Annotated in this window: 24 protein-coding genes and 1 pseudogene; 9 read left to right on the top strand and 16 right to left on the bottom strand. The window is 74.6% G+C overall.

The features are described from left to right. Positions 1 to 37: 37 nt before the first annotated feature. Together dapC and fdxA are read right to left on the bottom strand one after the other, a co-directional pair. On the bottom strand, positions 38 to 1,156 hold the full coding sequence (gene dapC / locus ACQP04_RS06145) for a succinyldiaminopimelate transaminase (RefSeq protein WP_433506090.1): 1,119 nt from the start codon (positions 1,154 to 1,156) through the stop codon (positions 38 to 40). Continuing rightward, positions 1,153 to 1,479: a ferredoxin gene (gene fdxA / locus ACQP04_RS06140; RefSeq protein ID WP_037042923.1), complete on the bottom strand. Its 327-nt coding sequence runs from the start codon at positions 1,477 to 1,479 to the stop codon at positions 1,153 to 1,155. Before fdxA ends, dapC begins: the two co-directional genes overlap by 4 nt. Before the next feature lie 102 nt (positions 1,480 to 1,581). Here fdxA and ACQP04_RS06135 point away from each other — a divergent pair, with 102 nt between their 5' ends. Further along, positions 1,582 to 2,628 carry a GNAT family N-acetyltransferase gene (locus ACQP04_RS06135; RefSeq protein ID WP_433506089.1) on the top strand — a complete coding sequence of 349 codons (1,047 nt, stop codon included), beginning with the start codon at positions 1,582 to 1,584 and terminating at the stop codon, positions 2,626 to 2,628. On the opposite strand, the gene ACQP04_RS06130 is transcribed toward ACQP04_RS06135, so the two are convergent. The 10 genes from ACQP04_RS06130 to typA form a co-directional block, all read right to left on the bottom strand. Continuing rightward, positions 2,567 to 3,331 carry a hypothetical protein gene (locus tag ACQP04_RS06130; RefSeq protein ID WP_433506088.1) on the bottom strand — a complete coding sequence of 255 codons (765 nt, stop codon included), beginning with the start codon at positions 3,329 to 3,331 and terminating at the stop codon, positions 2,567 to 2,569. The two genes, ACQP04_RS06135 and ACQP04_RS06130, sit on opposite strands and share 62 nt — an antisense overlap. After that, positions 3,328 to 3,726 carry a hypothetical protein gene (locus ACQP04_RS06125; RefSeq protein ID WP_433506087.1) on the bottom strand — a complete coding sequence of 133 codons (399 nt, stop codon included), beginning with the start codon at positions 3,724 to 3,726 and terminating at the stop codon, positions 3,328 to 3,330. The genes ACQP04_RS06130 and ACQP04_RS06125 overlap by 4 nt, the downstream gene beginning before the upstream one ends. Next, positions 3,726 to 4,622, bottom strand: coding sequence for an N-acetyl-1-D-myo-inositol-2-amino-2-deoxy-alpha-D-glucopyranoside deacetylase (mshB, locus tag ACQP04_RS06120; RefSeq protein ID WP_433506086.1), 897 nt, complete (start codon positions 4,620 to 4,622; stop codon positions 3,726 to 3,728). The genes ACQP04_RS06125 and mshB overlap by 1 nt, the downstream gene beginning before the upstream one ends. 17 nt (positions 4,623 to 4,639) lie before the next feature. Beyond that, positions 4,640 to 5,671 (bottom strand): ABC transporter ATP-binding protein, encoded by a 1,032-nt coding sequence (locus ACQP04_RS06115; protein WP_433506085.1) that lies wholly within the window; start codon positions 5,669 to 5,671, stop codon positions 4,640 to 4,642. Continuing rightward, positions 5,668 to 6,777, bottom strand: a complete 1,110-nt coding sequence (locus ACQP04_RS06110; RefSeq protein WP_433508310.1) for an ABC transporter ATP-binding protein — start codon at positions 6,775 to 6,777, stop codon at positions 5,668 to 5,670. Before ACQP04_RS06110 ends, ACQP04_RS06115 begins: the two co-directional genes overlap by 4 nt. 44 nt (positions 6,778 to 6,821) lie before the next feature. Continuing rightward, positions 6,822 to 7,745 (bottom strand): ABC transporter permease, encoded by a 924-nt coding sequence (locus tag ACQP04_RS06105; protein WP_433506084.1) that lies wholly within the window; start codon positions 7,743 to 7,745, stop codon positions 6,822 to 6,824. Further along, positions 7,738 to 8,718 carry an ABC transporter permease gene (locus ACQP04_RS06100; RefSeq protein ID WP_433506083.1) on the bottom strand — a complete coding sequence of 327 codons (981 nt, stop codon included), beginning with the start codon at positions 8,716 to 8,718 and terminating at the stop codon, positions 7,738 to 7,740. Before ACQP04_RS06100 ends, ACQP04_RS06105 begins: the two co-directional genes overlap by 8 nt. 156 nt (positions 8,719 to 8,874) lie before the next feature. Continuing rightward, the gene (locus tag ACQP04_RS06095) at positions 8,875 to 10,611 is read right to left on the bottom strand and encodes an ABC transporter family substrate-binding protein (protein WP_037042934.1); all 1,737 of its coding nucleotides are present in this window, start codon (positions 10,609 to 10,611) and stop codon (positions 8,875 to 8,877) included. 236 nt (positions 10,612 to 10,847) lie between these two features. Next, a complete protein-coding gene (locus ACQP04_RS06090) occupies positions 10,848 to 12,710 on the bottom strand; it encodes an ABC transporter family substrate-binding protein (protein WP_433506082.1) in 1,863 nt (620 codons plus the stop codon). 103 nt (positions 12,711 to 12,813) lie between these two features. Next, positions 12,814 to 14,706, bottom strand: coding sequence for a translational GTPase TypA (typA, locus tag ACQP04_RS06085; RefSeq protein ID WP_433508309.1), 1,893 nt, complete (start codon positions 14,704 to 14,706; stop codon positions 12,814 to 12,816). 126 nt (positions 14,707 to 14,832) lie between these two features. Between typA and ACQP04_RS06080 the strand changes: the two genes are divergently transcribed. Then, on the top strand, positions 14,833 to 14,973 hold the full coding sequence (locus tag ACQP04_RS06080) for a hypothetical protein (RefSeq protein ID WP_232871851.1): 141 nt from the start codon (positions 14,833 to 14,835) through the stop codon (positions 14,971 to 14,973). Positions 14,974 to 15,168: 195 nt separating this feature from the next. Here ACQP04_RS06080 and ACQP04_RS06075 read toward each other — a convergent pair whose 3' ends face one another. Further along, the gene (locus tag ACQP04_RS06075) at positions 15,169 to 16,083 is read right to left on the bottom strand and encodes a hypothetical protein (protein WP_433506081.1); all 915 of its coding nucleotides are present in this window, start codon (positions 16,081 to 16,083) and stop codon (positions 15,169 to 15,171) included. Positions 16,084 to 16,173: 90 nt separating this feature from the next. Here ACQP04_RS06075 and ACQP04_RS06070 point away from each other — a divergent pair, with 90 nt between their 5' ends. The 3 genes and pseudogenes from ACQP04_RS06070 to ACQP04_RS06060 form a co-directional block, all read left to right on the top strand. Beyond that, positions 16,174 to 16,776, top strand: a complete 603-nt coding sequence (locus ACQP04_RS06070) for a TetR/AcrR family transcriptional regulator (RefSeq protein ID WP_433506080.1) — start codon at positions 16,174 to 16,176, stop codon at positions 16,774 to 16,776. Continuing rightward, positions 16,773 to 17,660, top strand: a complete 888-nt coding sequence (locus tag ACQP04_RS06065) for a phosphotransferase family protein (protein ID WP_433506079.1) — start codon at positions 16,773 to 16,775, stop codon at positions 17,658 to 17,660. The genes ACQP04_RS06070 and ACQP04_RS06065 overlap by 4 nt, the downstream gene beginning before the upstream one ends. A 34-nt stretch (positions 17,661 to 17,694) precedes the next feature. After that, positions 17,695 to 17,994, top strand: a pseudogene (locus tag ACQP04_RS06060) (nitroreductase/quinone reductase family protein); the annotation flags it as partial. 38 nt (positions 17,995 to 18,032) lie between these two features. Here the strand turns inward: ACQP04_RS06060 and ACQP04_RS06055 are convergent. From ACQP04_RS06055 to ACQP04_RS06045, 3 genes are read right to left on the bottom strand one after another with little or no spacing between them, the layout of a single operon-like run. After that, positions 18,033 to 19,013, bottom strand: a complete 981-nt coding sequence (locus tag ACQP04_RS06055) for an NUDIX domain-containing protein (RefSeq protein ID WP_433506078.1) — start codon at positions 19,011 to 19,013, stop codon at positions 18,033 to 18,035. 26 nt (positions 19,014 to 19,039) lie between these two features. Further along, positions 19,040 to 20,398: a sensor histidine kinase gene (locus ACQP04_RS06050; RefSeq protein WP_433506077.1), complete on the bottom strand. Its 1,359-nt coding sequence runs from the start codon at positions 20,396 to 20,398 to the stop codon at positions 19,040 to 19,042. A 3-nt stretch (positions 20,399 to 20,401) separates the two neighbouring features. After that, entirely contained in the window at positions 20,402 to 21,085 is a 684-nt protein-coding gene (locus ACQP04_RS06045; RefSeq protein ID WP_037042940.1) for a response regulator transcription factor, read from the bottom strand. A 136-nt stretch (positions 21,086 to 21,221) separates the two neighbouring features. Between ACQP04_RS06045 and ACQP04_RS06040 the strand changes: the two genes are divergently transcribed. From ACQP04_RS06040 to ACQP04_RS06025, 4 genes are read left to right on the top strand one after another with little or no spacing between them, the layout of a single operon-like run. Beyond that, the gene (locus ACQP04_RS06040; protein WP_433506076.1) at positions 21,222 to 22,250 is read left to right on the top strand and encodes a LolA family protein; all 1,029 of its coding nucleotides are present in this window, start codon (positions 21,222 to 21,224) and stop codon (positions 22,248 to 22,250) included. A gap of 29 nt (positions 22,251 to 22,279) precedes the next feature. Then, on the top strand, positions 22,280 to 23,200 hold the full coding sequence (locus ACQP04_RS06035; protein ID WP_433506075.1) for an ABC transporter ATP-binding protein: 921 nt from the start codon (positions 22,280 to 22,282) through the stop codon (positions 23,198 to 23,200). Then, entirely contained in the window at positions 23,197 to 24,045 is an 849-nt protein-coding gene (locus ACQP04_RS06030; RefSeq protein ID WP_433506074.1) for an ABC transporter permease, read from the top strand. The genes ACQP04_RS06035 and ACQP04_RS06030 overlap by 4 nt, the downstream gene beginning before the upstream one ends. Before the next feature lie 28 nt (positions 24,046 to 24,073). After that, a complete protein-coding gene (locus ACQP04_RS06025; RefSeq protein ID WP_433506073.1) occupies positions 24,074 to 24,370 on the top strand; it encodes a 4a-hydroxytetrahydrobiopterin dehydratase in 297 nt (98 codons plus the stop codon).

Raw genomic sequence — 24,370 nt, 5'->3', positions numbered from 1 at the left:
CGCGGCACCGCCGAGAACGGAGACGAGCGGGAGGGGCTCAGCCCTCCAGCCGCCGCACCGCCTCGTCGATCCGCTCGTCCGTGGCCGTGAGGGCGATCCGGACGTGCCGCGCGCCGGCGGGCCCGTAGAACTCGCCGGGCGCGACGAGGATCCCCCGCTCGGCCAGCGAGCGGACGGTGTCCCGGCAGGGCCGGTCCTCGGTCGTCCACAGGTAGAGCCCGGCCTCGGAGTGGTCGATCCGGTAGCCGGCGCGCTCGAGGGCGCCCCGCAGCCGGCTCCGCCGCTTCTCGTAGACCTTGACCTGCTCGGCGACGTGCGCGTCGTCCGCCGCGGCCGCCGCGAGCGCGGCCTGCACCGGGAACGGGACGATCATGCCGGCGTGCTTGCGGATCTCCAGGAGCTCCTTCACCAGGGCCGCGTCGCCCGCGACGAACGCCGCGCGGTACCCCGCCAGGTTCGACGTCTTGGACATCGAGTGCACGGCCAGCAGGCCCTCGTGCCGGCCCTCGCTCACCTCCGGCGACAGCACCGAGGCGACCGGCGCGCCGAAGGACAGCCCGAGGTAGCACTCGTCCGACGCCACGACCGCGCCGACCGCCCGCGCGGCGTCGACGGCGGAGCGGAGGGCGGCCGCGTCGAGCACCCGGCCCGTGGGGTTCGACGGCGAGTTCAGCCAGACCAGCTTCGTGCCGGCGGGCGGGGCCTCGCCGTCGGCCAGCCGGACCACGGAGGCGCCGGCGAGCAGCGCGCCCACCTCGTAGGTCGGGTAGGCCAGCTCCGGCACCGCGACGACGTCGCCCGTGCCGAGGCCGAGCAGCGTCGGCAGCCAGGCGACCAGCTCCTTGGAGCCGATCGTGGGCAGCACCGCGGCCGGGTCGGCCCCCGCGACGCCGAAGCGGCGGGTCAGCGAGTCCGCGATCGCCTGGCGCAGCGAGTCGGGCCCGTACGTGGTCGGGTAGCCGGGCTCGTCCGCGGCCGGGCCGGTCAGCGCGGCACGGACGACGGCCGGGACCGGGTCGACCGGCGTGCCGACCGAGAGGTCGACGATGCCGCCGGGGTGGCCGGCGGCGAGCGCCTTGACCTCGGCGAGAGAGTCCCAGGGGAAGTCGGGGAGCGCGATGCCCCGCCGATGGTTCGCTCGCTGCCGCTCGCTCACTCGTCGTGCTCGACCGGCGCCATGCTCTTGATCGGCTCCGGGTCGGCCTCGGTCAGCCCGACCTTCGAGGCGCCGCCGGGCGAGCCCAGCTCCTCGAAGAAGTCCGCGTTGGCCTTGGTGTACGCGCCCCACTGGTCCGGGACGTCGTCCTCGTAGTAGATGGCCTCGACGGGGCAGACCGGCTCGCAGGCACCGCAGTCGACGCACTCGTCGGGGTGGATGTAGAGCATGCGGGCGCCCTCGTAGATGCAGTCCACGGGACATTCCTCGATGCACGCCTTGTCCTTGAGGTCCACACAGGGCTCGGCGATCACGTACGTCACGGAAGGTCCTCCACAAGCGGGGCGCTGTTCTGGCGCGGGCGTTCTCCGTGGCAGGTTAACCCGCGGGTACCCACTCTCACACGGGAAGGCAAGCCTCACTCGATGACTCCGGACGAGCACCCCGGGCGGCCGGGGGTCGCCGCACTGATCGACGCCGCCCTGGGCGAACGGGTCGCCCTCCGGCACCGGATCGGGGAGCGCGAGGGCCGCCCGCTCTACACCGACGCCGTCGGCCCGCTGTCCGACGGCGGCGCGGGCACGGTCGTGGTCGACACCCGGAAGGGGCCGGTGCGGGTGGACCGCGCGGCCGTCGTCGCGGTGCGGGTCGTCCCGCCGGCCCCACGTCGCCGGGCCTCGTGGAGCGCGGTGTCCCGCCTGGAGAACCTGTGTGCCGACGCCTGGCCGGCCGTGGTCGACGAGCCGCTCGGCGGCTGGCGGCTGCGCGCGGCGGGCGGGTTCACCGGCCGGGCGAACTCGGCGCTCGCCGTCGGGGACCCAGGGCTGCCGATCGACGCGGCGCTCGACCGCGTCCGGGCGTTCGCGGCGGAGCACGGCATCCCGACCCGGCTGCAGACGCCGATGGGCTCGCCCTGGTCCGAGGCCGCGGCGCGGGAGGGCTGGGTGCTCGACGGCGGGCACCGGGCCGGGCCCGAGGTCGCCGTCCTGGTGGCGGATCTCACGAACCTGGCGGCGCTGCCGTCGACCGCGGCGGTCGAGCTCACCCCGGACGCGACCGACGCCTGGTGGGCGATCACCGGGGCCCCGGAGAGCGAGGCGGAGCGGCACGTCCTCACCGCGGCGGCGCGGCCGGGCTTCGCCGTGGCCCGCGCAGCGGACGGGACGCCGACGGGCGCGCTGCGGGCCGCCGTCGTGGAGGACCACCTGCACCTGTCCCGCCTGGCCACCCGCTCGGCGGCGCGACGGCAGGGGGTCGGCACCGCGCTCACGGCGGCCGCGGCGGCGTGGGGCCTCGAGCAGGGCGCCCGCTGGGCGGTGCTGCAGGTCAACCTGCAGAACGAGGGCGCCCGCGCCCTCTACGCGCGGCTGGGCTGCACCGAGCACCACCGCTACCACTACCTGGCCCCGGCTAGACCCTCGCGAGCCCCCGGGCGGCGAGCCAGCGCTGGGCCTCGCGGGCCGCGCGCTTGAGCCCGGACCACTCGCCGAGGTACTTCCCCAGCACCCCGACGACCGGCAGCATGCCGAGCGCCTCGTGGTAGAAGCGGCCGTGCGGGCGCTTGTCCAGCTCGTCCTCGACCGCGTACAGCGCCCGGCCGAGCCGCCACACGGCGGACCCGATCCTCGCCGCGGTCGGCCTGCCGCCCGTGGCCAGGTCGCCCTCGATCTCGGCGGCACGGGCGTCGGCGGCGGCGTCCTCGGCGGCGGTCGGCCCGCTCCCCAGCTCGGGCCGGCGCCGGAACAGCACCCAGGCCAGCAGTGAGACCAGGTGGTCCTCGTCCGTGACGTCGTGCTCGCCGGCCACCGCGACCAGCAGCATGCCCTGCGCCGCGGCGCCGATGGCCGCGCCGACCGGCAGCGTGCGGGCGAGCGCGCCGCCCAGGCCGGGGATCGCCGCGACGCCGGTGGCGAAGCGGCCGACCCGGTAGATCCACCACCGCTGCCGCGCGGCCACGTCCATCCGCGCCCAGGCCGCGGTGCCGGGCACGGGGGCCGCGGCCAGCGCGTCGAGCAGCTTGTCGCGGGTGGAGCGCTCACCGTCCGTACCGCCGTCCCGGCCGCGCAGGCCGAAGGGATCGGAGTCGCGCAGCGCCGAGAGGATCGGCCGGGTGGCCCGCACGAAGGGCCGCAGGAGCCCGACGACCGCCGCGTCGGGAATGGGTCCGTCGCTCACGACCGGATCATCCCGCGCGGGTCGGCACCCCGCTCGGCGGAGCGGCGGGCGTCGGCGGACTCGACGACCCGGCGCAGCGGCAGCAACCCGGCGAGCAGGCCCGCGACCAGCAACAGGAAGGACTGCCAGGTCGCCGGCAGGACGACGTCCCCGCCCGGGCCTGCGAAGCCGAGCACCCCGATGACCACGACCCAGACCGCCAGCGGCGAGGCGGCCACGGCGGTGGTGGTCGAGACCTCCGCGGCGGCGTGGATCAGCCAGGGCATGGTGAGCAGCACCAGCACCGTGCCGACCGGGGCCGGCACGGGCCCGATGTACATCGGCTGGAGCAGCAGCTCGAGCGCCGTGAGCAGCACCGCGGCCAGCAGCACCGCCGCGAGCGTGAGCCAGCGCATCAGTCGAGCCCCGCGAACAGGTCGTCGGCGGGGGCCGGCCCCGCCCCCGAGGCCAGCACGTACTCCTCGACGTCGATCAGCGGCTGGGCGACGTCGTTGCTCATCGCGAACGCCACGGCGCCCTCGGGCCCGGCGCTCTCCCACACCGCGATCTGCGTGGCGTGCGCGCGCATCGCCGCGACGAGCGCGGCGCGGTGGCCGGACACGTCCAGCCGGGTCGTGACGACGGCGTCGGGCGCGCTGGGCAGCTCGTCGGGCTCGGGGAACCGGAACGGCATGCCGGGCAGGCCCTTGATCGACGCCAGCCCGGCCTCGAGCTCGGAGCGCGAGCGGACGGCGTGGAAGACGCGCGCGACGGTGTCCGGGCGGGCCTCCGCGACCGCGGTCGTGAGGGTGTGGGCGCGGACGTGGTCAGGGTGGCCGTAGCCGCCGTCGTCGGCGTAGGAGACGACGACCTGGGGCCGCAGCTCGTCGACGACGGCGAGCAGCTGCGCGAGCTGCTCCTCGAACGTCCCCGGTCCGGCGAGGGCCCGCGGGTGCAGCACGGCCGGGGTGAGCGCGCGGGTGCCCTCGCCGTGCTCCATGCCGCTGTCCCGCCAGCGCCCGAGCCCGCCCAGGAACCGGTGCTCCGGACCCCCGAGGGCGGCGAGCGCTCCGGCCAGCTCGTGCACCCGGTACCCGCCGAGCTGGTCGCCCCGGTCCGGCGCGAGCTCGCGCAGCTCCGGCGGGATGACCTCGCCGTCCTCGCCCAGCGAGCACGTCACGACCACGCAGGCCGTGTCGGGGTCGGCGGCGTACCGGGCGATGGCGCCGCCGGTGGTGAGGGTCTCGTCGTCGGGGTGCGCGTGGACGAACAGGACCCGACGGGCGGGGAGCGCGGGAAACGCGGCGAACACTGCGGGAGCCTACGTCCTCACAGCAGCGCCCTGCGCTCGGCGTAGTGGCAGGACACCGGGTGCCCCTGCCCCCGCTCGACCAGGGCCGGCGGCTCCTCCACGCAGCGCGTCCGCTCGGCGTCGGACAGCTCGTTCGCGAACTTCGGGCACCGGGTGCGGAACCGGCAGCCGGACGGCGGGTTGGCCGGGCTCGGCAGGTCCCCGACGACCGTGATCCGCTCCCGGGCCCGCTCCTTGCGGGGGTCGGGCAGCGGGATCGCCGAGATCAGCGCCTGCGTGTACGGGTGCGCCGGCCCCGCGAACAGCTCCTCGGCCGTCCCGGTCTCGACGATCGAGCCCAGGTACATGACCGCGATCCGGTCCGCGATGTGCCGCACCACGGACAGGTCGTGGCTCACGAACAGGTACGACAGGCCCAGCTCGGTCTGCAGCTCGTCGAGCAGGTTGAGCACGCCCGCCTGGATGGAGACGTCGAGGGCCGAGACCGGCTCGTCGAGCACCAGGAGCTTCGGGCGCAGGGCGAGCGCGCGGGCGATGCCGATGCGCTGCCGCTGCCCGCCGGAGAACTCGTGGGCGTACCGGTTGCCGTGCTCCGGCTTGAGCCCGACGGTCTGCATCAGCCGCCGGACCTGCTCGCGGCCGTCCTCCCGGTAGAGCCCGTGGATCCGCAGCGGCTCGGCGATGATCTCGTTCACCGGTAGCCGCGGGTCCAGCGAGGCGTACGGGTCCTGGAACACGATCTGCAGCTCGCGGCGCAGCGCGCGCATGTCCCCGCGGCCGATCTTCGTGAGGTCCCGGCCCTTGTAGAGCACCTCGCCCGAGGTCGCGGGCAGCAGGTTGAGCACCACCCGCGCGGTCGTGGACTTGCCGCAGCCGGACTCGCCGACCAGCCCGAGGGTCTCCCCCTCGGCCAGGTCGAACGAGACGTCCGAGACGGCCTGCACCGCGCCGATCTGCCGGCGGACGAGGCCCTTCGAGCGGATCGGGAAGTGCTTGACGACGTTGCGGACGCTGAGCAGCGTCCGCGTGCCCTGCTCGACCGTGGTCATGCCCGGGCCTCCCCGTCCGTCGCGCCCTCGGCCGCGGCAGCGAGCCCGGCCAGCGCCTCGTGGTCGGCGACCTCGCTGTCGAACACGTCGGCCGCCTCCTGGCCCTCGAGCGTCTCGGCGTAGTGGCAGGCGGCGAGGTGGCCGGCGCCGGTGGTCGCACGCAGCTCCGGCTCGCTCTCGTCGCACCGCTCGGTGTGCTTGGGGCAGCGCGGACCGAACGGGCAGCCGGGCGGCATGTTGACGACCGACGGCGGCGACCCCGGGATCGGGGTGAGCCGCTCGCTGGGCCGGTCGAGCCGGGGCAGGCTGCCGAGCAGGCCGAGCGTGTAGGGCATGCGCGGGGTGTAGAAGACCTCCTCCGCGGTGCCCACCTCGACCGGCTTGCCGGCGTACATGACCATCACCCGGTCCGCCTGGCCGGCGATCACGCCCAGGTCGTGGGTGATGAGCACCATCGCCGCGCCGGTCACGTCCTGCGCCGCGGCCAGGGCCTCGAGGATCTGGGCCTGCACGGTGACGTCGAGCGCGGTCGTCGGCTCGTCGGCGATGATCACGTCCGGGTCGTTGGCCATGGCGATCGCGATGACCACACGCTGGCGCATGCCGCCGGAGAGCTCGTGCGGGTACGAGTTCGCGCGGTCCTTCGCGTTGGGGATCCGGACCCGGTCGAGGAGCTCGACGGCGCGGTCCATGGCCGCCTGCTTCGAGACGTCGTGGTGCGCCCGGACGGCCTCGGCGATCTGCGCCCCGACCGTGTAGACGGGGTTCAGCGAGGTCATCGGGTCCTGGAAGATCATCGCGATGCGGGAGCCCCGGATCCGGGTCATCTCCGCCTCGGACAGCGTGAGCAGGTCCTTGCCGTCGAACCGGACCGAGCCCTTGACCTGGGCGGTGTTCGGCAGCAGCCGCATGACCGCCATCGAGGTCACGGACTTGCCGGAGCCGGACTCGCCGACGATCCCGAGCACCTCGCCGCGGTGCAGCCGGTAGTCCACGCCGCGGACCGCGCGGACGGGCCCGTCCCCGCTCGGGAAGGTCACGTCGAGGCCGGAGACCTCGAGCACGACGTCCCCCTTGACACCCCGCGCACCCGGCGCGGGCGACAGGTCGATCTCCTCACTCACCGTGAACTTCTCGCTCGCACGCTCGATCACTGGCGCACCTTCGTCTGCTGCGGGTCGAACGCGTCACGCAGGCCGTCGCCGATGAAGTTGATCGTGAGCGCGATGATGATGATGAACAGGCCCGGGAAGTAGAACAGCCACGGGCGGGTGGTGAGCGCGGTCTGCGCCTCGCTGACGAGCAGGCCGAGCGAGGTGTCCGGCGGCGTGACGCCGAAGCCCAGGTAGGACAGCGAGGTCTCGAGCAGGATCGCCAGCGCGACCAGGATCGTCAGGTTGACGAGGATCGAGCCCAGGGCGTTGGGCACGAGGTGGCGCAGGATGATCCGCGTGTCGCTCGCGCCGAGTGCCTTGGCGGCCTCGACGAACTCCTTCTCCCGCAGGGACAGCACCACACCGCGCGACACCCGGGACACGTACGCCCAGTACAGCCCGGCGATGACCAGCGCGATCAGGTACCAGGAGCCGCCGAAGTTGTGCGAGAGCATCGCGGCCACGGCGATCAGCGGCAGCGTGAGCACCAGGTCGGAGATGCGCATCATGACCGTGTCGATCTTGCCGCCGAAGTACCCGGCGACCGAGCCCCACAGCGTGCCGACCAGCGTGGCCAGGATGGCGACGCTGACCGAGACCTGCAGCGAGATGCGGGTGCCACGCAGCACCTGGGCGAACTGGTCCCGGCCCGCGGAGTCGGTGCCGAACGGGTGGTCCCACGAGGGCGGGACGGAGTTGTCCGGGGTGTACTGGCCGGCGTCGTACTTCCAGAGCCAGCCGCCGACGTAGGCCAGCAGCACCAGCGCGACCAGCACGCAGAGGCTGACGACGGCCGCGCGGTGCTGCAGGAAGCGCCGAAGGACCAGCTGCCCCTGGCTGCGCTCGGTGACCGTGAACTCGCGGTCGGGCGCCGCGGGCGCCGACCGGGTCTCCGGGGTCTGGGTCCGGGTGTCAGGCATAGCGGATCCTCGGGTCGAGGACTCCGTAGAGGAGGTCGGCGATCAGGTTGAAGGCGATCACCACGGTCGCCGCGACCAGCAGCCAGGAGGCCGTCGCGTAGACGTCGTTGGTCCGGATCGAGGTGAGCAGGTAGTCGCCCATGCCCTTCCACTGGAAGACGGTCTCGGTGACGACGGCGCCGCCGATGATCGACGCGATGTCCAGCGCGGTCACGGTGGTCAGCGGGATGAGGGCGGTGCGCAGCCCGTGCTTGACCATCACGGTGCGCCGGGGCAGGCCCTTGGCCCGGGCCAGCCGGACGTAGTCCGAGTTCATCACCTCGAGCATCGAGGCCCGGGTGAACCTGCTCCAGGCGGCGTAGGAGATCAGCGCCAACGAGATCGTCGGCAGGATCATGTGCCCGATGATGTCCACGACGTAGGGCCCGGCGCCCCGCGGTGGAGGCACGGACGACTGGCCGATCGTGTAGATCGCCTGCGTGCCCAGGGCGCTGTTGAACGAGATGCCCGCCTGCTTGAGCAGGATCGCGAACCAGAACGCCGGCATGGCGAGGAACAGGAAGCCGACGAACGTCGCCGCGTAGTCGAACTTCGAGTACTGCTTGACCGCCGTCAGGACGCCGATCACCACCGCCAGGATCAGCGCCAGCACCATCGCCAGCGCGATCAGCCGGATGGTGACCAGGAAGCGGTCCCCCAGGTCGTGGCCGATGTTCGCCGTGGACACGACCGACGGGCCGAAGTCCCCGGTGAAGATGCCGCCGAGCCACGAGAAGTACCGCTGCAGCAGCGGCTGGTCGAGGTGCAGGCGGACGTACTCCGCGTCGATCACGTTCTGCGGAGCGGGCGGGTTCTTCTCCCGCAGCGGCGCGAGCGGGTCCGCCGACGCGGAGCCCAGCGCGAAGATGATGAACGACGAGACGATCAGGACCGGTATCGAGTACAGGATCCTGCGCACGGCGAAGGCGAGCATGCGGATGTGCTTCTTCCGACTCGTGGTGGGAGCACGGTCCGCTCCGCTCGTGGCGGGGCGGGCCGCCGTCTGAGCAGGGTAACGCCGGGGACGGGCCCGGGCCGGGCGGCCGACACACGGTCGGCGCGCTGCCCGGGCCCGCCCCCGGTCCTCACGTCACGAGCCGGAGCGGATGCCCCACTCGGAGGTGTTGTACGTGATCCCGTCGAGCGACGCGTTGTTGCGCACGTTGCCCAGCGTGTTCTGCACCGCGGCCAGGGTCGGCTTCTGGTACAGCGGCAGCACGTAGGCGTCCTCGGCCATGATCTTGTCGGCCTCGTTCAGCTTGGCCCGGGCGTCGTTGATGTCCGTCGAGGCCGCGGCCTCGTTGATCAGCGCGTCCGTGGTCGGGTTGACGTACTTGCCGTAGTTCGACCCGGAGTTCGACAGCCACAGCTGCTGCGCGCCGCCGAACGGCGCCGGCGACATGATCCAGCCGAACACGATGACGTCGTAGTCGCCCGAGCTGGTGGTCGTGCCCAGGCTGTCCGTCGTCGAGATCTCGACGTTCACGCCGAGCTGCTTCGCGTACTGCTGGAAAAGCTCGCACTCGGTCTGCCGGACCGCGTTGCCCACGGTGTAGCGCATCCGCAGGGCCGGCACGGCCTGCCCGTTGGGCGCGACCAGCGCGGAGCCCACGCCGGTGTAGCCGGCGTCGGTGAGGACCTTCTTGGCCCGCTCGATGTCGCCGGAGCCCTGCCCGGTGGCCGTCAGGTTGTCCTGGTAGCCGTCCTGCTGCGGCACGAACATCTTGTTCTGCAGCGGCTTGATGTCCGGGTTGAACTGCCCGACCGTCTTCGCGATGACGTCCTGCGTGTTCACGGCGATGTAGAGCGCCTGGCGCAGGGCCTTGTCGGCGAGGAACGGGTTCTGCAGGTTGAAGTCGAAGTGCTCCCACGACAGCCCGGCCGCCTGCGCGTTCGAGACGTTCGGGATGTTGTTGAGCTGGTTGACGATGTCGACCTGCGGCTGCGGGAACAGCGCCTGGACCTCGTTGTTCTGCAGGGCCAGCGGCTCCTGGGTGGCATCGGTGATCACGCGGATCACCAGCCGGTCGAGCTTGGGCTTGGTCGCGCCGTACCACTGCGGGTTCGGGACCAGCGTCAGCGCGACGTTGTCCTGCCAGTTCTCGACCTGGAACGGGCCGGCCGAGTAGGTCGGCGGGGTCTTGCCGAACCAGTCGAACGCCGCGGCGAGGCCGTCGGGCGAGTTCAGGTCACCCTGCTGGGCGCCGATGTGGGCCGGGTACAGCGGCGCGGCCGAGTTGAAGAGGCTCTGCCAGTCCGTGTACGGCTTCGACAGCGTGACCGTGACCGTCTTGCCGTTGTCCGAGCCGGTGACCGCGGTGACCTGGTCGTAGCCGCCGTTGCCGGCGGTCTCGCACGCCGGGCAGTCCCGGGTGTTCTGCCACTTCCAGCTCATGACGAAGTCGTCCGCGGTGACGGGCGTGCCGTCGTTCCAGACGGCGGCCGGCTTGATCTTGTAGACGATCGTCGTCGGGTTCGTGAGGTCCGCGGAGTCCAGCAGGTCCGTGTTCAGCGTCGGCTTGAGATCGGGCGACGTGTAGAACGCGTACGTCAGCAGCGGCTTGGTCGACATGCCGGTCCAGTCGACGTTGCCCTCGGACGAGATGACGTTCCAGTTGTCGATGTTCTTCTCGGAGGCCAGCGTGACCGTCCCGCCCTGCTGCAGCTGGTCCGCCGGGACGCTGTTGCAGGTGTTGGGGTTGGTGCTGCAGTCCCCGTAGACCCCGCCCGAGCTGCCTCCGGCGCCACCACCGCCGCCGCAGGCCGCCAGGACAAGGGTCGCCGCCGTGGCGACCGCTGCGGCCGCGGCCGCCCTCGTTCTCTTCATCGACTTCCTCGATCTCTCGCCTGTCCCGGCCCGGTCGGGCCACCCGGATCGGGGCACTTCGACCCTTGCCGCGTGGCCGTCCATGTGCCGGGCGGCCCGCCCGATCCCCCGGGCAACTTAGGAACCTCACAGCTCCGCCCGCCAACGAAGTCGCCGATCGTGACCAAAGGGTGACGTGAGGTGGACAGGGCGACACTTCGTGATTACTCTGGAGTAACTTTCGCTCTGCTGAGGGCTCAGCTGACCGGGGCGCTCCATCGCTGCGCCCCCGTGAGCGGTCCCGACCCGAGCGGGCCGGCGCCGAACCCGGTCGCGGCGGAGCCGGGCGCCGTGCTCACGAGGAGCGACACCTGCTGGAAGAGCGGCAGGGCCGGGAGCTGCGCCCAGAGCACCCGCTCGGCCGTGGCGAGCTGGCCCGGGTCCGGCACTGCGGCGGCCGCGAGGGACTCCAGGACCGGCTGAAGCGCGGCCGAGCAGAAGCCGTTGGGCAGGGCGGGGGGCGCGGGCAGCGACGGCGTCGGGTCCGGGCAGCCGTGGTCCGAGGCCAGCTGCGGCCCGATCGGCCCGCCGACCGCCCGCGGCTCCACCAGGATGTCCGCGCGCACGGTGGCGTTGGGGGCGACGGTGCCGCTCGGCGGAGCCGAGGTCGTCGCCGGGGTCGTCGCCGGGGTCGTCGCCGGGGTCGTGGCGGACGCGCTCGGGCCCGCGGTCGGCGCCGCGCCCGGCGTCGGGGTGGCCGTTCCGCTCGCCGAGGACGGCGAGGTCGGCGGCGTGGTCGTGGTGGGTGGGGTGGCGACCACCGCCCGCTGGGTGAACAGGTCGGCCGCGGGCGGCGCGACGACCTGGACCTCGATCCCGGCCGCACGCAGCTGGTCGGCCACGGCCTCGGCCACGTCGACGTCCGTGCCGCGCTCGGCGCCGGCGGCCACGACGAGGCTCAGCGGGGTGTTGCCGAGGGTCCAGGCCCCGTCGGCGCCCCGGGTGTAGCCCGCCTCGGTGAGCAGCCGCTCGGCGGTGGCGGGGTCCGGGCGGGCCGGGGCGCCCGCAGGGGCGGTGGCGGCGTAGCCGGGCTGCGACGGCGCGAGCCCGAACGCGTCGGCGGGCAGCGCGTCCGGTGCCACGGCGGCCCGGATCCGCTCGCGGTCCAGCAGGGCCCCGACGGCCTGGCGCACCCGGACGTCGGACAACGGCCCGTAGTCCGACCGCAGCGCGAGATCGGTGACGGTCGCGCGCGGCGCGGGCGCGGTGGTGATCGCGTTGCCGAGCGAGGCGAGGGCCTCGGTGACCTCCGGGCCCGAGGTGGGCATCGCGACGTCGACGTCGCCGACCCGCAGGCCCTCGGCGAGGGTCTGCGGACCCAGCCGACGGAGCACGACCTGGTCGAGCGTCGCCGGGGTGGCCCAGTACAGGTCGTTGCGGACGAGCGTGACCTCGCCGCGCGCCCGGTCCACCGCTGCGACCCGGAACGGCCCGCCCGACGCCGGCAGCCCGCCCTGCAGCGCGCCGGTCCACGAGCCGGGGGCGTCCTTGAGGATCTGCGCGGGCAGCAGCCCGCTGAACAGGTACTGCCACTGCGGGTACGGCTCGTCGAACACGACGTCGACGGCCTTGCCGCCGGCCCGCGACCGGACGTCCGTGACGTGCCGGTACCCCTCGGCGTCGATCGTGCCGGGCTGGGTGCGCATCTGCTGCCAGAGGTACACGAAGTCCTCGGCGGCGATCGGCGAGTTCGACGACCACGAGGCCTGCACGTTGAGCTCGTAGCTCACCGTGAACGGGCTGGTCGAGGTGACCTCGGCGCTGGTCGCCACCGTGCGGTCGAGCTGCAGGGCGCCCTCGGCGTCGGGCCGGAACACCGACGGCAGCACCAGGGTGGCCAGCGCCTGCGTGACCGGCGAGCGGTCGGCGAGCAGGTGCGGGTTGAAGCCGGCGCCGAGGTCGTCCACGCCGACGACGACCTCGGTCGCCCGGGCGGTCACGGGCGGCGGCGCGGGCTGCGGCGGGGCGGGCTGCTCCACCGGGGCGTCCGTGCACGCCGCCAGCAGCGTGAGCAGGCAGGCGCCGACGACGAGCAGCGTCCTGCGCGCCCAGCCGGTCACGTGCCCTCCCCCGCCCGGCGGGCCGGGCGGCCCGCCTGGCCGCCATCGTCGCACCGGCGACGTGGCGGCCGGGTGTGGGGCCCGGCCCGGCCGGGGCGCGGGGTCAGCGCGAGACGCCGGCCGCGGCGGCCTTCGCCCGGGCGCGCTGGCGGCCGCGCAGGTGCGAGTCCAGCTCGACCTTGCGGATCCGGACGTTCTCCGGCGTGACCTCGACGCACTCGTCGTTGGCGCAGAACTCCAGGCTCTGCTCCAGCGTGAGGATCGTCGGCGGGGTGAGCTTCACCAGCTCGTCGCCGGTCGACTTGCGCATGTTGGTGAGCTTCTTCTCCCGCACGATGTTGACCTCGAGGTCCTCGTTGCGGGTGTACTCGCCGATGACCATGCCCTCGTAGACCTGGGTGCCCGGGCCGACGAACAGCACGCCGCGGTCGGACAGGGCGTCGACCGCGTACCCGGTGACGGGGCCCGAGCGGTCGGCGATCAGCGAGCCGCGCAGCCGGCTGGAGATCTCGCCGACCCAGGGGCCGTAGCCGTCGAACACGTGGCTGGCGATGCCCGCGCCGCGGGTGATCGTGAGGAACTCGGTGCGGAAGCCGATCAGGCCGCGCGACGGTACCCGGAAGTCCAGCCGGACCCGGTTCTCGCCGTGCACCATCTGCTCCATCTCGCCCTTGCGGGCGGCGAGCAGCTGGGTGACGGCGCCGAGCGAGTCGCTCGGGACGTCGATGGAGAGGCGCTCGAACGGCTCGTGCAGCGTGCCGTCGATCGTCTTCGTGACGACCTCGGGCTTGCCGACCGTCAGCTCGAAGCCCTCGCGGCGCATCGTCTCCACGAGGATCGCCAGCGCGAGCTCGCCGCGGCCCTGGACCTCCCAGGTGTCCGGGCGCTCGGTGGGCAGCACGCGCAGCGACACGTTGCCGACCAGCTCGGCGTCCAGCCGGCCCTTGACCTGGCGGGCCGTGAGCTTCTGGCCCGGCTTCGGGTCGCGGCCGACCAACGGGGACGTGTTGATGCCGATCGTCATCGAGATCGCCGGCTCGTCGACGTGGATGCGCTCGAGCGGCACCGGGTTCTCCGGGTCCGCGAGCGTGTCGCCGATCATGACGTTCGGGATGCCGGCGACCGCGGCGATGTCGCCGGCGACCGCCTCGTCCGCCTGCACGCGGGTCAGTCCCTCGGTGCGCAGCAGCTCGGTGATCTTCACGCGGGTGACGGTGCCGTCCGCCTGGCACCAGCCGACCTGCTGGCCGCGGCGGATCACGCCCGCGCGGACGCGGCAGAGCGCGATGCGGCCGAGGAAGGAGGTCGCGTCGAGGTTGGTGACGTGGGCCTGCAGCGGGGCGTTCGGGTCGTCCTTGGGCGCGGGGACCACGTCGAACAACACGTCGAACAGCGGCTGGAGGTCCTCGGAGTCCGGCAGCTCGCCGTCCGCGGGGCGGTTGCGGCTCGCCCGCCCGGCGCGGCCGGAGGCGTAGACGACCGGGAGGTCCAGCAGGTGGGCGGTCTGGTCCTCGTCGAGGCCCAGCTCGTCCGCCAGCTCGAGCAGCAGCTCCAGCGACTCGTCGACGACCTCCTCGATGCGGGCGTCCGCACGGTCGGTCTTGTTGACGACGAGCATGACCGGCAGGCCGGCCGAGAGGGTCTTGCGCAGCACGAAGCGGGTCTGCGGGAGCGGGCCCTCGGACGCGTCGACCAGCAGCACCACGCCGTCGACCATCGACAGGCCGCGCTCGACCTCGCCGCCGAAGTCCGCGTGGCCCGGGGTGTCGATCACGTTGATCGTGACGCCCTGCCAGGTCACGGTGGTGTTCTTGGCGAGAATGGTGATGCCCTTCTCGCGCTCCAGGTCCCCGGAGTCCATGACCCGGTCCACCGGCTCGGCCCGCTCGCCGAAGGCGCCCGAGGCGCGCAGCATCGCGTCGACCAGGGTGGTCTTGCCGTGGTCGACGTGCGCGACGATCGCCACGTTGCGCAGCGCGCGCACGCCGTCGGGCAGGCCGCGGTCGGCGGTCTGCGGGGCGTCGGCGAGAGCGGTTCCGGCTGAGGTCACGATTCACGGTATCCCGGGCGGACTCTGGACCTTGCCGAGAGGTGAGCCTAGGCTTTCCTCACGATGGCCAAGGTGAAGAAGAAGTGCTGCCGGTCGAAGCCGAAGCGGTGCAAGAGCTGCCCGGTGGTCCACCTGCGGCTGAAGAAGATCGACGCCCAGGGACTCAGTGGCAAGGAGTACACGCGCGCGGTCAAGGCGGCGCGCATCTACTGAGGTCGCGGGCCCGAACGGGCCCGTGTCCGTCCTTCGTGGACGGTGTGTGCCCCCCGCGTGGAGGCTCGGCGGGAGCTTCTGAATCGATTCCTGCTCGGCCGTCATCGCGGTGTCCGGCACCGCTTCCGCCGCCCCCGGAACCGATGACCAAGGTCACACAGTGATGCGGACCGCCGCAGGCCGCCGCGCGGCCGATCATCCGGCCCTCCGACCGGGCGCCACGGCGCGGCCGATCTCGCCCAGCACGGTCTCCGGACTCGTCGCGAGCTCGTGCCACGGGCAGATCAGCACGGTCCAACCCGCCCGGGCCAGCACCCCGCGCCGCCAGAGCGTGCGCCGCCGGGCCTCCGCCCCGAGCGGCCGCGCCCAGCCCTCGGCCTCCACCGCCACTCGTGCCTGCGGGAAGGCCACGGGGAGCACCACCCCGGCCGCCGGGTGCTCCGTGCGCCAGCCGATCACCCGGGCCTCGCGCAGCCGGGACACCAGCAGCCGGACGGCCGCGGGTCCCGCCCGCTCCGCGGTCGCGGCCAGCGCGGCGCGGGCGGCGGTCGCACCGGCCGCGCCGGGGTTCCGCGTGTAGGCCCGTGCGACCTCGGCGAACCCGACGTGCGACTGCAGCGCCCGGTCCAGGAACGGGCCGCCCGCCGCGCCCAGTTCGACCGCCGCCTCGAGCACGGTGAGCGGCAGGGCCGTGACCGGGACGCCGTACCGGCTGGTCCGGTCGTCGGCGGCGAGGTCGCGGCGGCGCACGGTGACGCCCGGCCGGTTCCGGGGCGAGCGGCGCCGCGGCACGGTCACGGCGATGTCGCCGGCGAGCGCCGGGGAGACGCCGTGCCACCAGGCGGCGGCCAGCCCGCTGAGCACCGCGTCGTCGCCGGCCCAGAGGACGGCGGCCCGGACCCGGGCCTCGTCGGTCGGCCGGTGGGTGCGGTCGAGGTAGACGCGCGGGTGCAGCGGTACCCAATGCCGGCCGGCGAGCTTCCGGTCGATCGCGTCGGGGGACAGGCCGGCGGCCCGCGCCTGCGCCCGCCCGATCACCCCCGCCTGACGGCGGAGGAGGGCGGCGAGGGCGGGAGGGGCGGCGGGGCTGGGGTGCGTGATCGGCTCCATGTCCGGTTTCGACGGACCCGCCGGCGCCCCGGTTCCCCCGCGGCAGAAAGACGTTGACGGTGATGGAGTGGTACTCTAGAGTGTCACTCCATGAAGCGGGACGGCCGGTCCGTGATCGTGGAGGCGGCGCTGGCCAGCGTGGAGGAGCGCGGCTGGGAGGCGACGTCGATGCAGGCGGTGCGCGAGCGCGCGGGGGTCAGCAACGGGTCGTTGTTCCACCACTTCCCGACCCGGGCCGATCTCGCAGCGGCGGTCGTGGCGGCCGGGCTCGCCGACCACCAGGCGGTCCTGCTGCGGGCGCTGCGCGCGGCGGGCGGCGCGGAGGACGCGGTGAGCCGGGTCGTGGTGCGGCACCTGCGGTGGATCGAGGACAACCCGCAGCTGGCCCGGCTGTTCCTCCACTCGCCGCCGGACGTGCTGCAGACGATGCTCGACGAGCCCGCGTTGGACGCCAAGCGTGGCTTCGCCGAGCAGATCGACGACTGGTTGCGCGGCCACGGGTGGTCCGGGGCACCGGAGCTGACCGTCGTCGTCGCACTGTGGATCGGGCCGGTGCACGAGTACGCCCGCGGGTGGCTCGCCTCCCCCGGGTCCTCGCCGGCGCTCGTCTCGGACGCCCTGGCCGAGGGGGCATGGCGAGCAGTGGAGCCGCTCCTGCGGTCCCCGGGACGGTCCGACGGGGACCCGTCGTGAGCGCGGCCCACGACATTCCCCGCGGGCCGGCCGAGGTCGCCGCACGGCTCGCCCGGCACATGCCGGGGCTACGGGCGAGTGCCGTGACCCCGCTCGGCTCGGGCCTCGACCACGATGCCTACGACGTCGACGGCACCCTGGTCGTCCGCTACCGCCGCGAGCCCGATCAGGCGGCGACGGCGGGCGCCGTGCGACGGGAGGCCGCGCTGTTGCGGCGGGTCGCGGAGGCCTGCCCCGTGCCCGTCCCGCCGGTGCGGCTCGTCCTACCGGAGGAGGGGTGCCTGGTCCTCGGCAGGCTGGCCGGTACCCCGTTGCTCGACCGCTCCGAGGCGGAACGCGCCGCGGTGGCGCCCGGGGTCGGGGCGACGCTGGGCGCCGTGCTCACCGCCCTGCACGCCCTCCCGCGCGACCGGCTGGGCGCGGAGGTGGCCGTCGACGACGTCGCGCCCGAGGAGTGGCACGACGAGGCCGCCGAGACCTACCCGACCGTGCGGAGCGAGATTCCCCCCGACTTCCGGCCCGGCGTGGAGCGGTTCCTGTCCGGACCCCCGGCGCCCGTCGCCCCTCGCCTCGCCTTCACCCACAACGACCTGGGCGTGGAGCACGTGCTCGTCGACGGCGGCCGGGTCACGGGGATCATCGACTGGAGCGACGCCGCGATCGCCGACCCGGCGGTCGACCTCGGCCGGATCCTGCGCGACCTCGGGCCCGCCGCGCTCGACAGCGCGCTCACCGCGTACGGCGCAGACGGTGGGGATGCGTTGCGCGCCCGGGCGCTCTTCTACGCCCGCTGCACCCTGCTCGAGGACCTCGCCCACGGCCTGCACCCGGGCCACGAGCGCTACGCGACCAAGAGCCTGGAGGCGCTGCGGTGGCTCTTCTGACCCGCACCGACCCGCGCCCGGAGGGAGCCGAGCCGTGGACGTGAGGCGGTGGCTCTACCGGGGCGGACGACCGAACCGCCTGGCGCGCGGCGCCGACCGGCTCACGGCCGCGCTGTTCGCGCGGGGCGCGGGGCCCGACCACCTCGTCGCCCTGGAGGTGCGCGGCCGCAGGTCCGGCCGCACGGTCGGCCTGCCGCTGGTCGTGGCCGAGGTGCACGGCGAGCGCTACCTGGTGTCGATGCTCGGCGAGCACGTGAACTGGGTGCGCAACGTGCGGGCGGCGGAAGGCGATGCCGTCCTCCGCCACGGCCGACGCGAGGAGGTGCACCTCGACGAGGTCGCTCCGGAGCAGCGCGCGCCCGTCCTGAAGGCCTATGTCGGACGCGCGCCGAACGCGCGGACGCACATCCCGGTCGACAAGGACGCGCCGCTGCGTGAGTTCGCGCGGGTGGCTCCGCGGTTCCCGGTTTTCCGCGTCGTCCCGAGGCACAGCGCATCGGACCGTTGGGCCTGGAGGAGGGCCTCCAGGTCCCCGACGACCGCGCGGTCCGCGTCGACCCAGGCGACGGTCGGCAGCTCCCGTTCCGTCAGCCAGCGCACGGCGAGGTGTTCGAGCGCCTTGGGCTCCGGGGAGTCCGGGCGGAGCACCGCGGCGTACATCCGCAGTGCCAGGGCCCCACCCGGGGTCGTGACGGGCAGGTCCGTGCCCACGCGCTCCCCCACCTCGACCTGGGCGGCGAGCTCCTCGGCGCACTCGCGGGCCAGAGCGTCCGGTTCCGACTCGCCCGGCTCGGCGCGGCCGCCGGGCAGCTCCCACCGGCCCCGCAGGTCGGCGGGTCGCGACCGCTGCGCGGCGAGCACCGCCCCGTCGCGCACGATCGCCGCCCCGACGACGGCGGGTGCCGCGGCCAGCTCCTCGGCGCGCCGCCGGTACACCGCCGACCGGGAGGCGAGCATGTCCCGCATCAGCCGCCGGACCAGGATCGCGTCGGCCATCCGGCCGATCGCGCCGAAGGGCGAGCGCCAGCGGATCTCGTCCCGCATGACCGTCCCGCCCGGCGCGGCGGCCAGGGTCGTGGTGTGCACCAGGCCCTTCGCCAGGCCGCCGGCCAGCTCGGACACCATCCCGCCGACACCCACGGACCGGACCCGCGAGCGGTAGGGCAGCCGGACGCCGGGGGCGAGCCGGGCCTCGAGGAGCACCTCGTCGCCGGGGACCAGCAGCCGGACGGCGGCGGAGTACCGGTGCCCGGCCTCCCGCAACGACTCGTCGGCGGCCTCGCCGTCCCGCACCACGCCGGCGACCAGCCGGCGGGGTGCCGCGATCAGGGTCGAGCAGCTCTCCACGGGCACGACCCGGGATCGTTCCAGATGCACGGTCAGGGCGCGGGCCAGCGCACCTCCAGCCGCGCCCCGCCCCACGCGGACCCGCCGGCCGACACCTCTCCGCCCCGTCCGCGCACCAGGGCCGCGACCAGCGCCAATCCGAGTCCGGCGTGCCCGCCGCCGGCCTCCTGGGACAGCCGGGTGAACCGGTCGAACACGCGCACCCGATCCGCCTCGGGGATGCCCGGGCCGTCGTCGGAGACCACGAGCCGGGTCACCCGCCCGGCCGGCAGCACCTCGATCCGGACGCGGGTCGCGGCGTAGCGGGCGGCGTTGCCGAGCAGGTTGTCGAGCACCAGCGCGACCTCGGCCTGCCCGGCCGCGGCCAGCGCGACCCCCGGTGCGAGCAGCTCCGGCGCCGGGCCCTCGGTGACCCGGTCGATCGCCCCGCGGGCCGCCTCGACGAGGTCGACGGGTTCGGGGTCGGGCCGCTGGCCGGCGTCGGCGCGGGCGAGGGCCATCAGGTCGGCGAGCAGGCCGGAGAGCCGCTGGGCCTCGACGGCGACGTCGCGCAGCGTCTCCTCGGCCAGGGCCGGGTCCGGGTGCGCCACCGCCACCTCGGCCTGCGCGCGGATCGCGGCGACCGGGGAGCGCAGCTCGTGGGCGGCGTCGCCGGTGAACCGCTCGAGCCGGGTGACGGCGTCGTCGCGGCGGGCGAGCAGGGAGTTCAGCTCCTCGGCGAGGGCACGCAGCTCGTCGTGCGCCGCGGGGACCGGCAGCCGTCGCCCGGGCGGGAGCGCGGCGGCCGCCGCCCGCATCCGGTCGACGGGCCGCAGCGCCGCCCGCGTCGCCACCCAGGCCGCCAGCGCCACGACCGCCGCGGCCAGCAACCCCGCCACCACGAACCCGACGGCGGCCCGCGCGAGCAGCGTCGCCCCGCCGACGAGGTCGCCCGAGGCGAACACCAGCCGGGTCGACCCGTCGGGCAGGATCGCCGGGTCCGCGACCCAGCGGACGGCGGTGCCGTCGAGGAACACGTTCTCGGCCCGCCCGGCGGCGAGGTCCCGGACGTCGCGCGCGGTCATCGGCAACGACCCGCGCCCGTCGACGGGCGTGCCCGCGGTGTCGGTGATCCGGATCGACGGCGGGGTGGCCCGGTCCGCGACGGCCCCGCCCTGCTCCAGGCGTGTCACGACGACCCCGGCCTGCGTGTGCAGCTCGTTGTCCGCCGCCGCGATCAGCGTGGTGTACAGCAGGTTCACCCCGAGCCTGCTCAGGGCGAGCAGTGCGACCAGCGCGACCACGCCCACCGCGGTGGTGATCCGGAAGCGCAACGTGCGGCGCCGCCACCATCCGCGGATGCGCAGGACGCGGGAGCGCGCCAGGCCGCGGGCGAACCGGCGCCGCAACACGCCTCAGCCCGATCCGACGAGGTACCCGTGCCCGCGGACGGTGCGCAGCACGTGCCCGGCGCCGACGGCGTCGAGCTTGCGGCGCAGGTACCCCACGTAGACCTCGACCACGTTGCGGCTCGCGGCCTGCTCGTCGCCCCACACCAGGCGGAGCAGCTCGTCCTTGGCCACGGCGGTGTCCGGCCGGCGGGCCAGCGCGTGCAGCAGCTCGAACTCCCGCGGCGACAGCTCGACCGGCGCGTCCTCCCAGGTCACCGACCGCGATGCGGGGTCGACGACGAGCCCGCCCAGCCGGACCCGCTGACCGGACCGGCCGAGTGCGGCGTCGCGCCGGCGCAGCATCGCCTTGAGCTGCGCCACGAGCACGACGAAGGAGAAGGGCTTGACGAGGTAGCCGTCCGCCCCGAGGTCCAGCCCGTCCGCCTGGTCGACCTCGCCGTCCTTGGCGGACACCATCAGGACGGGCGTGTCGACGCCGGCCGCGCGCATCCGCTCCAGCACCCGGTACCCGGAGAGCCCCGGCAGGATGATGTCGAGCACGACGGCGTCGAACCCCCCGGTCAGTGCGGCGCGCAGCGCGGAGTTGCCGTCGCCGACCGCGACGACCTCCATCCCCTCGGCGGTGAGCCCGCGGGCGAGCGCCGTCCGCACCCCGGGCTCGTCGTCCACCACCAGCACCCTGGCCATCGTCGACAACGTACCGCCGAACGGGCGCCCGACCTCAGCATTACCGTTCGCTTCGCACCGCTCCGCTCAGTCGTTTCTCAGCGGCGGGGTGTCCGGTTGAGGGCCCTCTCAGCCCCGATGCGTCAGGCTTACCGGCATGGCAGTGGGAACGGCAGGACGGCTCTGGGCCCGGATCGGGACGGGCGTGGCGATCGCAGGCGCGGTCGGGCTGGGACTGGTGGCGATGCCCGCCGGTGCGGGCGCGGCGCCCGAGCTGCCGCCGGTCTCGCCGGAGGATCTGGTGACCTCGGTCGCGCAGGCGAACCCCGGCCCGCTCAACGGCACGGTCGAGTTGGACAACGCCCTCGGACTGCCCGCGATCCCCGGCGCACCGGAGCTCGCGAACGGCACCAAGGAGGCCCGCGTCTGGTCGGACGGGGCGGGCAGGGGCCGCGTCGCGCTGCCGTCGGACCAGGGTGAGAAGACGCTGGTCTCCGACGGGACCACCGCCTGGTCGTACGACTCCACGGACCGCACCGCCACGAAGAAGGCCGTGACGCCGGGCGAGCACCGGCCCGACGCCGGCGCCGCGGACCCCACCCGCTCGGCGGCCGACGCGATCGAGCGGCTGCGCACGACCAGCACCGTGAGCGTCGACGGCACCGCGGAGGTGGCGGGCCGCCCGGCGTACGAGCTGGTCCTGGCACCCAGGCCCACCGAGCGGACGCTGCTGCGCGAGGTCCGGATCGCCGTCGACTCGGAGAAGCGGATCCCGTTGCGGCTCACCGTGCTGGCCACCGGCTCGGCCGACCCGGCCTTCGAGGTCGGGTTCACCGACATCACGTTCGGCCCGCAGGACCCGGCCCTGTTCACCTTCACCCCGCCGCCCGGCACCACGGTGAAGGACGCCCCGCAGGGCGGCGACCACGGCGGGAAACCGGCCGGCGCCGAACCGACCGTCGTCGGCGACGGGTGGGACACGGTCGTGATCGGGAAACGCCCCGCCCAGGACCAGGCCCCCCAGGGCGCCCCGGACCTCTCGCAGCTCGGCGCGCCGGTCAGCGGATCGTGGGGCAGCGGGCGACTGGTCACCACCGCCGTGGCGAGCGCGATCCTGACCGACGACGGCCGGGTCGCTGCGGGCGCCGTGCCCGAGCAGGTGCTCACCGAGGCCCTCTCGAAGTGACGACCTCCCCCGTGCGGGAGGCTGCGCGGGTGACCGCCGCTCCCGCCGCCCGGGCCGCCGGCCTGCGGAAGGTGTACGGCCGGACGGTCGCGGTGGCGGGCCTCGACCTCGAGGTCCCCACCGGCGCCGTGCTCGGCATGCTCGGGCCCAACGGCTCCGGCAAGACCACCCTGATCCGGATGCTGCTCGGGCTGACCCGCCCCACCGCGGGCACCGCCGAGCTGCTCGGCCGGCCGCTGTCGCACGTCGCCGCCGCACTCCCGCACGTCGGGGCGCTGGTCGAGGGGCCGGGCTTCCACCCGTTCCTGTCGGGGCGGGAGAACCTGCGCCGCATGGCCGCCGCCGAACCGCTGCTCGACGCGGCGGCGATCCCGCGGGCCGTCGGCGACGCCCTGGAACGGGTCGGGCTCACCCACGCGGCCGACCGCCGGTTCCGCGGCTACTCGCTCGGAATGAAGCAGCGGCTCGGGCTGGCCGGGGCGCTGCTCGTCCCCCGCCGGCTGGTGGTGCTCGACGAGCCGACCAACGGCCTCGACCCGGCCGGCACCCGGGACGTCCGGGCGATCATCGCCGAGCTGCACGCCGCGGGCTCCACGGTGATCGTCTCCTCGCACCTGCTGGCCGAGGTGGAGGCGACCTGCACGCACGTCGCCGTCCTGCAGTCCGGGTCGCTGGTCGCGGCCGGGGAGCTGCGGGGGCTGCTCGACTCCCGGACCGGCGGCCTCGTGATCGTGACGCCGGACGTCGAGCCCGCCCTGCGCACGCTGGCCGAGGCCGGTGCGGTCGCGGCCCGCGACACCGGCGGCGAGCCCGGCGTGGTCGTGACGGACGGGCCGGAGCCGCCCGAGATCGTCGCGCTGCTGGTGCGCGCGGGCGTCGCGGTGCACGAGGCACGCCGGCGCCGCCCGCGGCTGGAGGAGCTGTTCGCGCAGCTCACGGAGGGGTCATGACGATCACCGCGGAGACCGGGCCGGACGCCCGCGCCGCCGCTCCCCTGGGCCGGCTGCTCGCGGCCGAGGTCCGCTGGGTGTTCCGCCGACCCCGCACGCTGGTCACGCTGGGGCTGTTCGCGCTGATCCCGGTCCTCATCGCGGTCGGGGTGGTGGTCGCCGACCGCGACGGCGGGGGCGGGCTGATCGGGGCGGTCGCCGGCAACGGGCTGGTGCTCCCGATCGCGGCCCTCACCGTCGCCCTGGCGCTGCTGCTGCCGCTCGCCGTGGCGATGGCGGCGGCCGACGCGATCGCGGGCGAGGCCGCCAACGGCACCCTGCGCGGGCTGCTGCTCGCGCCCGTCAGCAGGCTGCGGCTGGTCGGGGTGAAGGCCTTCGGCGTGCTGGTCGTGGCCGCCGCCGCGGCGCTCGCGATCGCCGTCGTCGGGGTGCTGGCGGGCATGATCGTGGTGGGCAGCGCGGACGGCGGGATGGTCACCCTGTCGGGCACCACGCTCGGCCTCGGCGCCGGCCTGGCCCGGGTCGCGCTGGTCACCGTGTGGGTCGTCGGGCAGCTCGCGGCGGTGGGGGCCGTGGCGCTGGCGGTGTCGTCGCTGACCGAGCACCCGCTCGTCGTGCTGGCGAGCGTGCTGGGCGGGCTGATCGCGTTCGGTGTGCTGTCCGCGATCCCGGCGCTCGACTGGCTGCAGCCGTGGCTGCTCACCTCGGGCTGGTCGGCGGGGGCGGACGCGCTGCGGTACCCGATCACACTCGACGCCATGGGCTCGTCGACGCTGCGGGCGCTCTGCTACGCCGCGATCGGCGTCGGCTTCACCCTCTGGCGCATGCAGCGCAGGGATGCCTGAGCGGGCCGGCTGCTCCATGATGGCCGGCATGGCCGAACTGCTGGACGACGACGCCGTCACCACCGCGCTGGCCGGCCTGCCCGGCTGGGAGCGCGACGGCAACGCGATCGTGCGCACCGCCGAGCTGCCGAGCTTCCCCGACGCGATCACCGTCGTCGACCGGGTGGCCGAGGACGCCGAGGAGCGCAACCACCACCCGGACATCGACATCCGCTGGCGGAAGGTCACCTTCCGGCTGTCGACGCACACCGCCGGCGGGCTCACCGCGAAGGACACCGAGCTCGCGGCGCAGATCTCCGCCCGGATCGACGCCGCCGGCCGGTAG

The sequence above is a fragment of the Pseudonocardia halophobica genome (assembly GCF_050948485.1).
In the GTDB taxonomy this organism is placed as follows: Bacteria; Actinomycetota; Actinomycetes; order Mycobacteriales; family Pseudonocardiaceae; genus Pseudonocardia; species Pseudonocardia halophobica.
The sequence above is the reverse complement of the archived record's forward strand: the minus strand, read 5'-3'. Positions and strand labels throughout refer to the sequence as shown.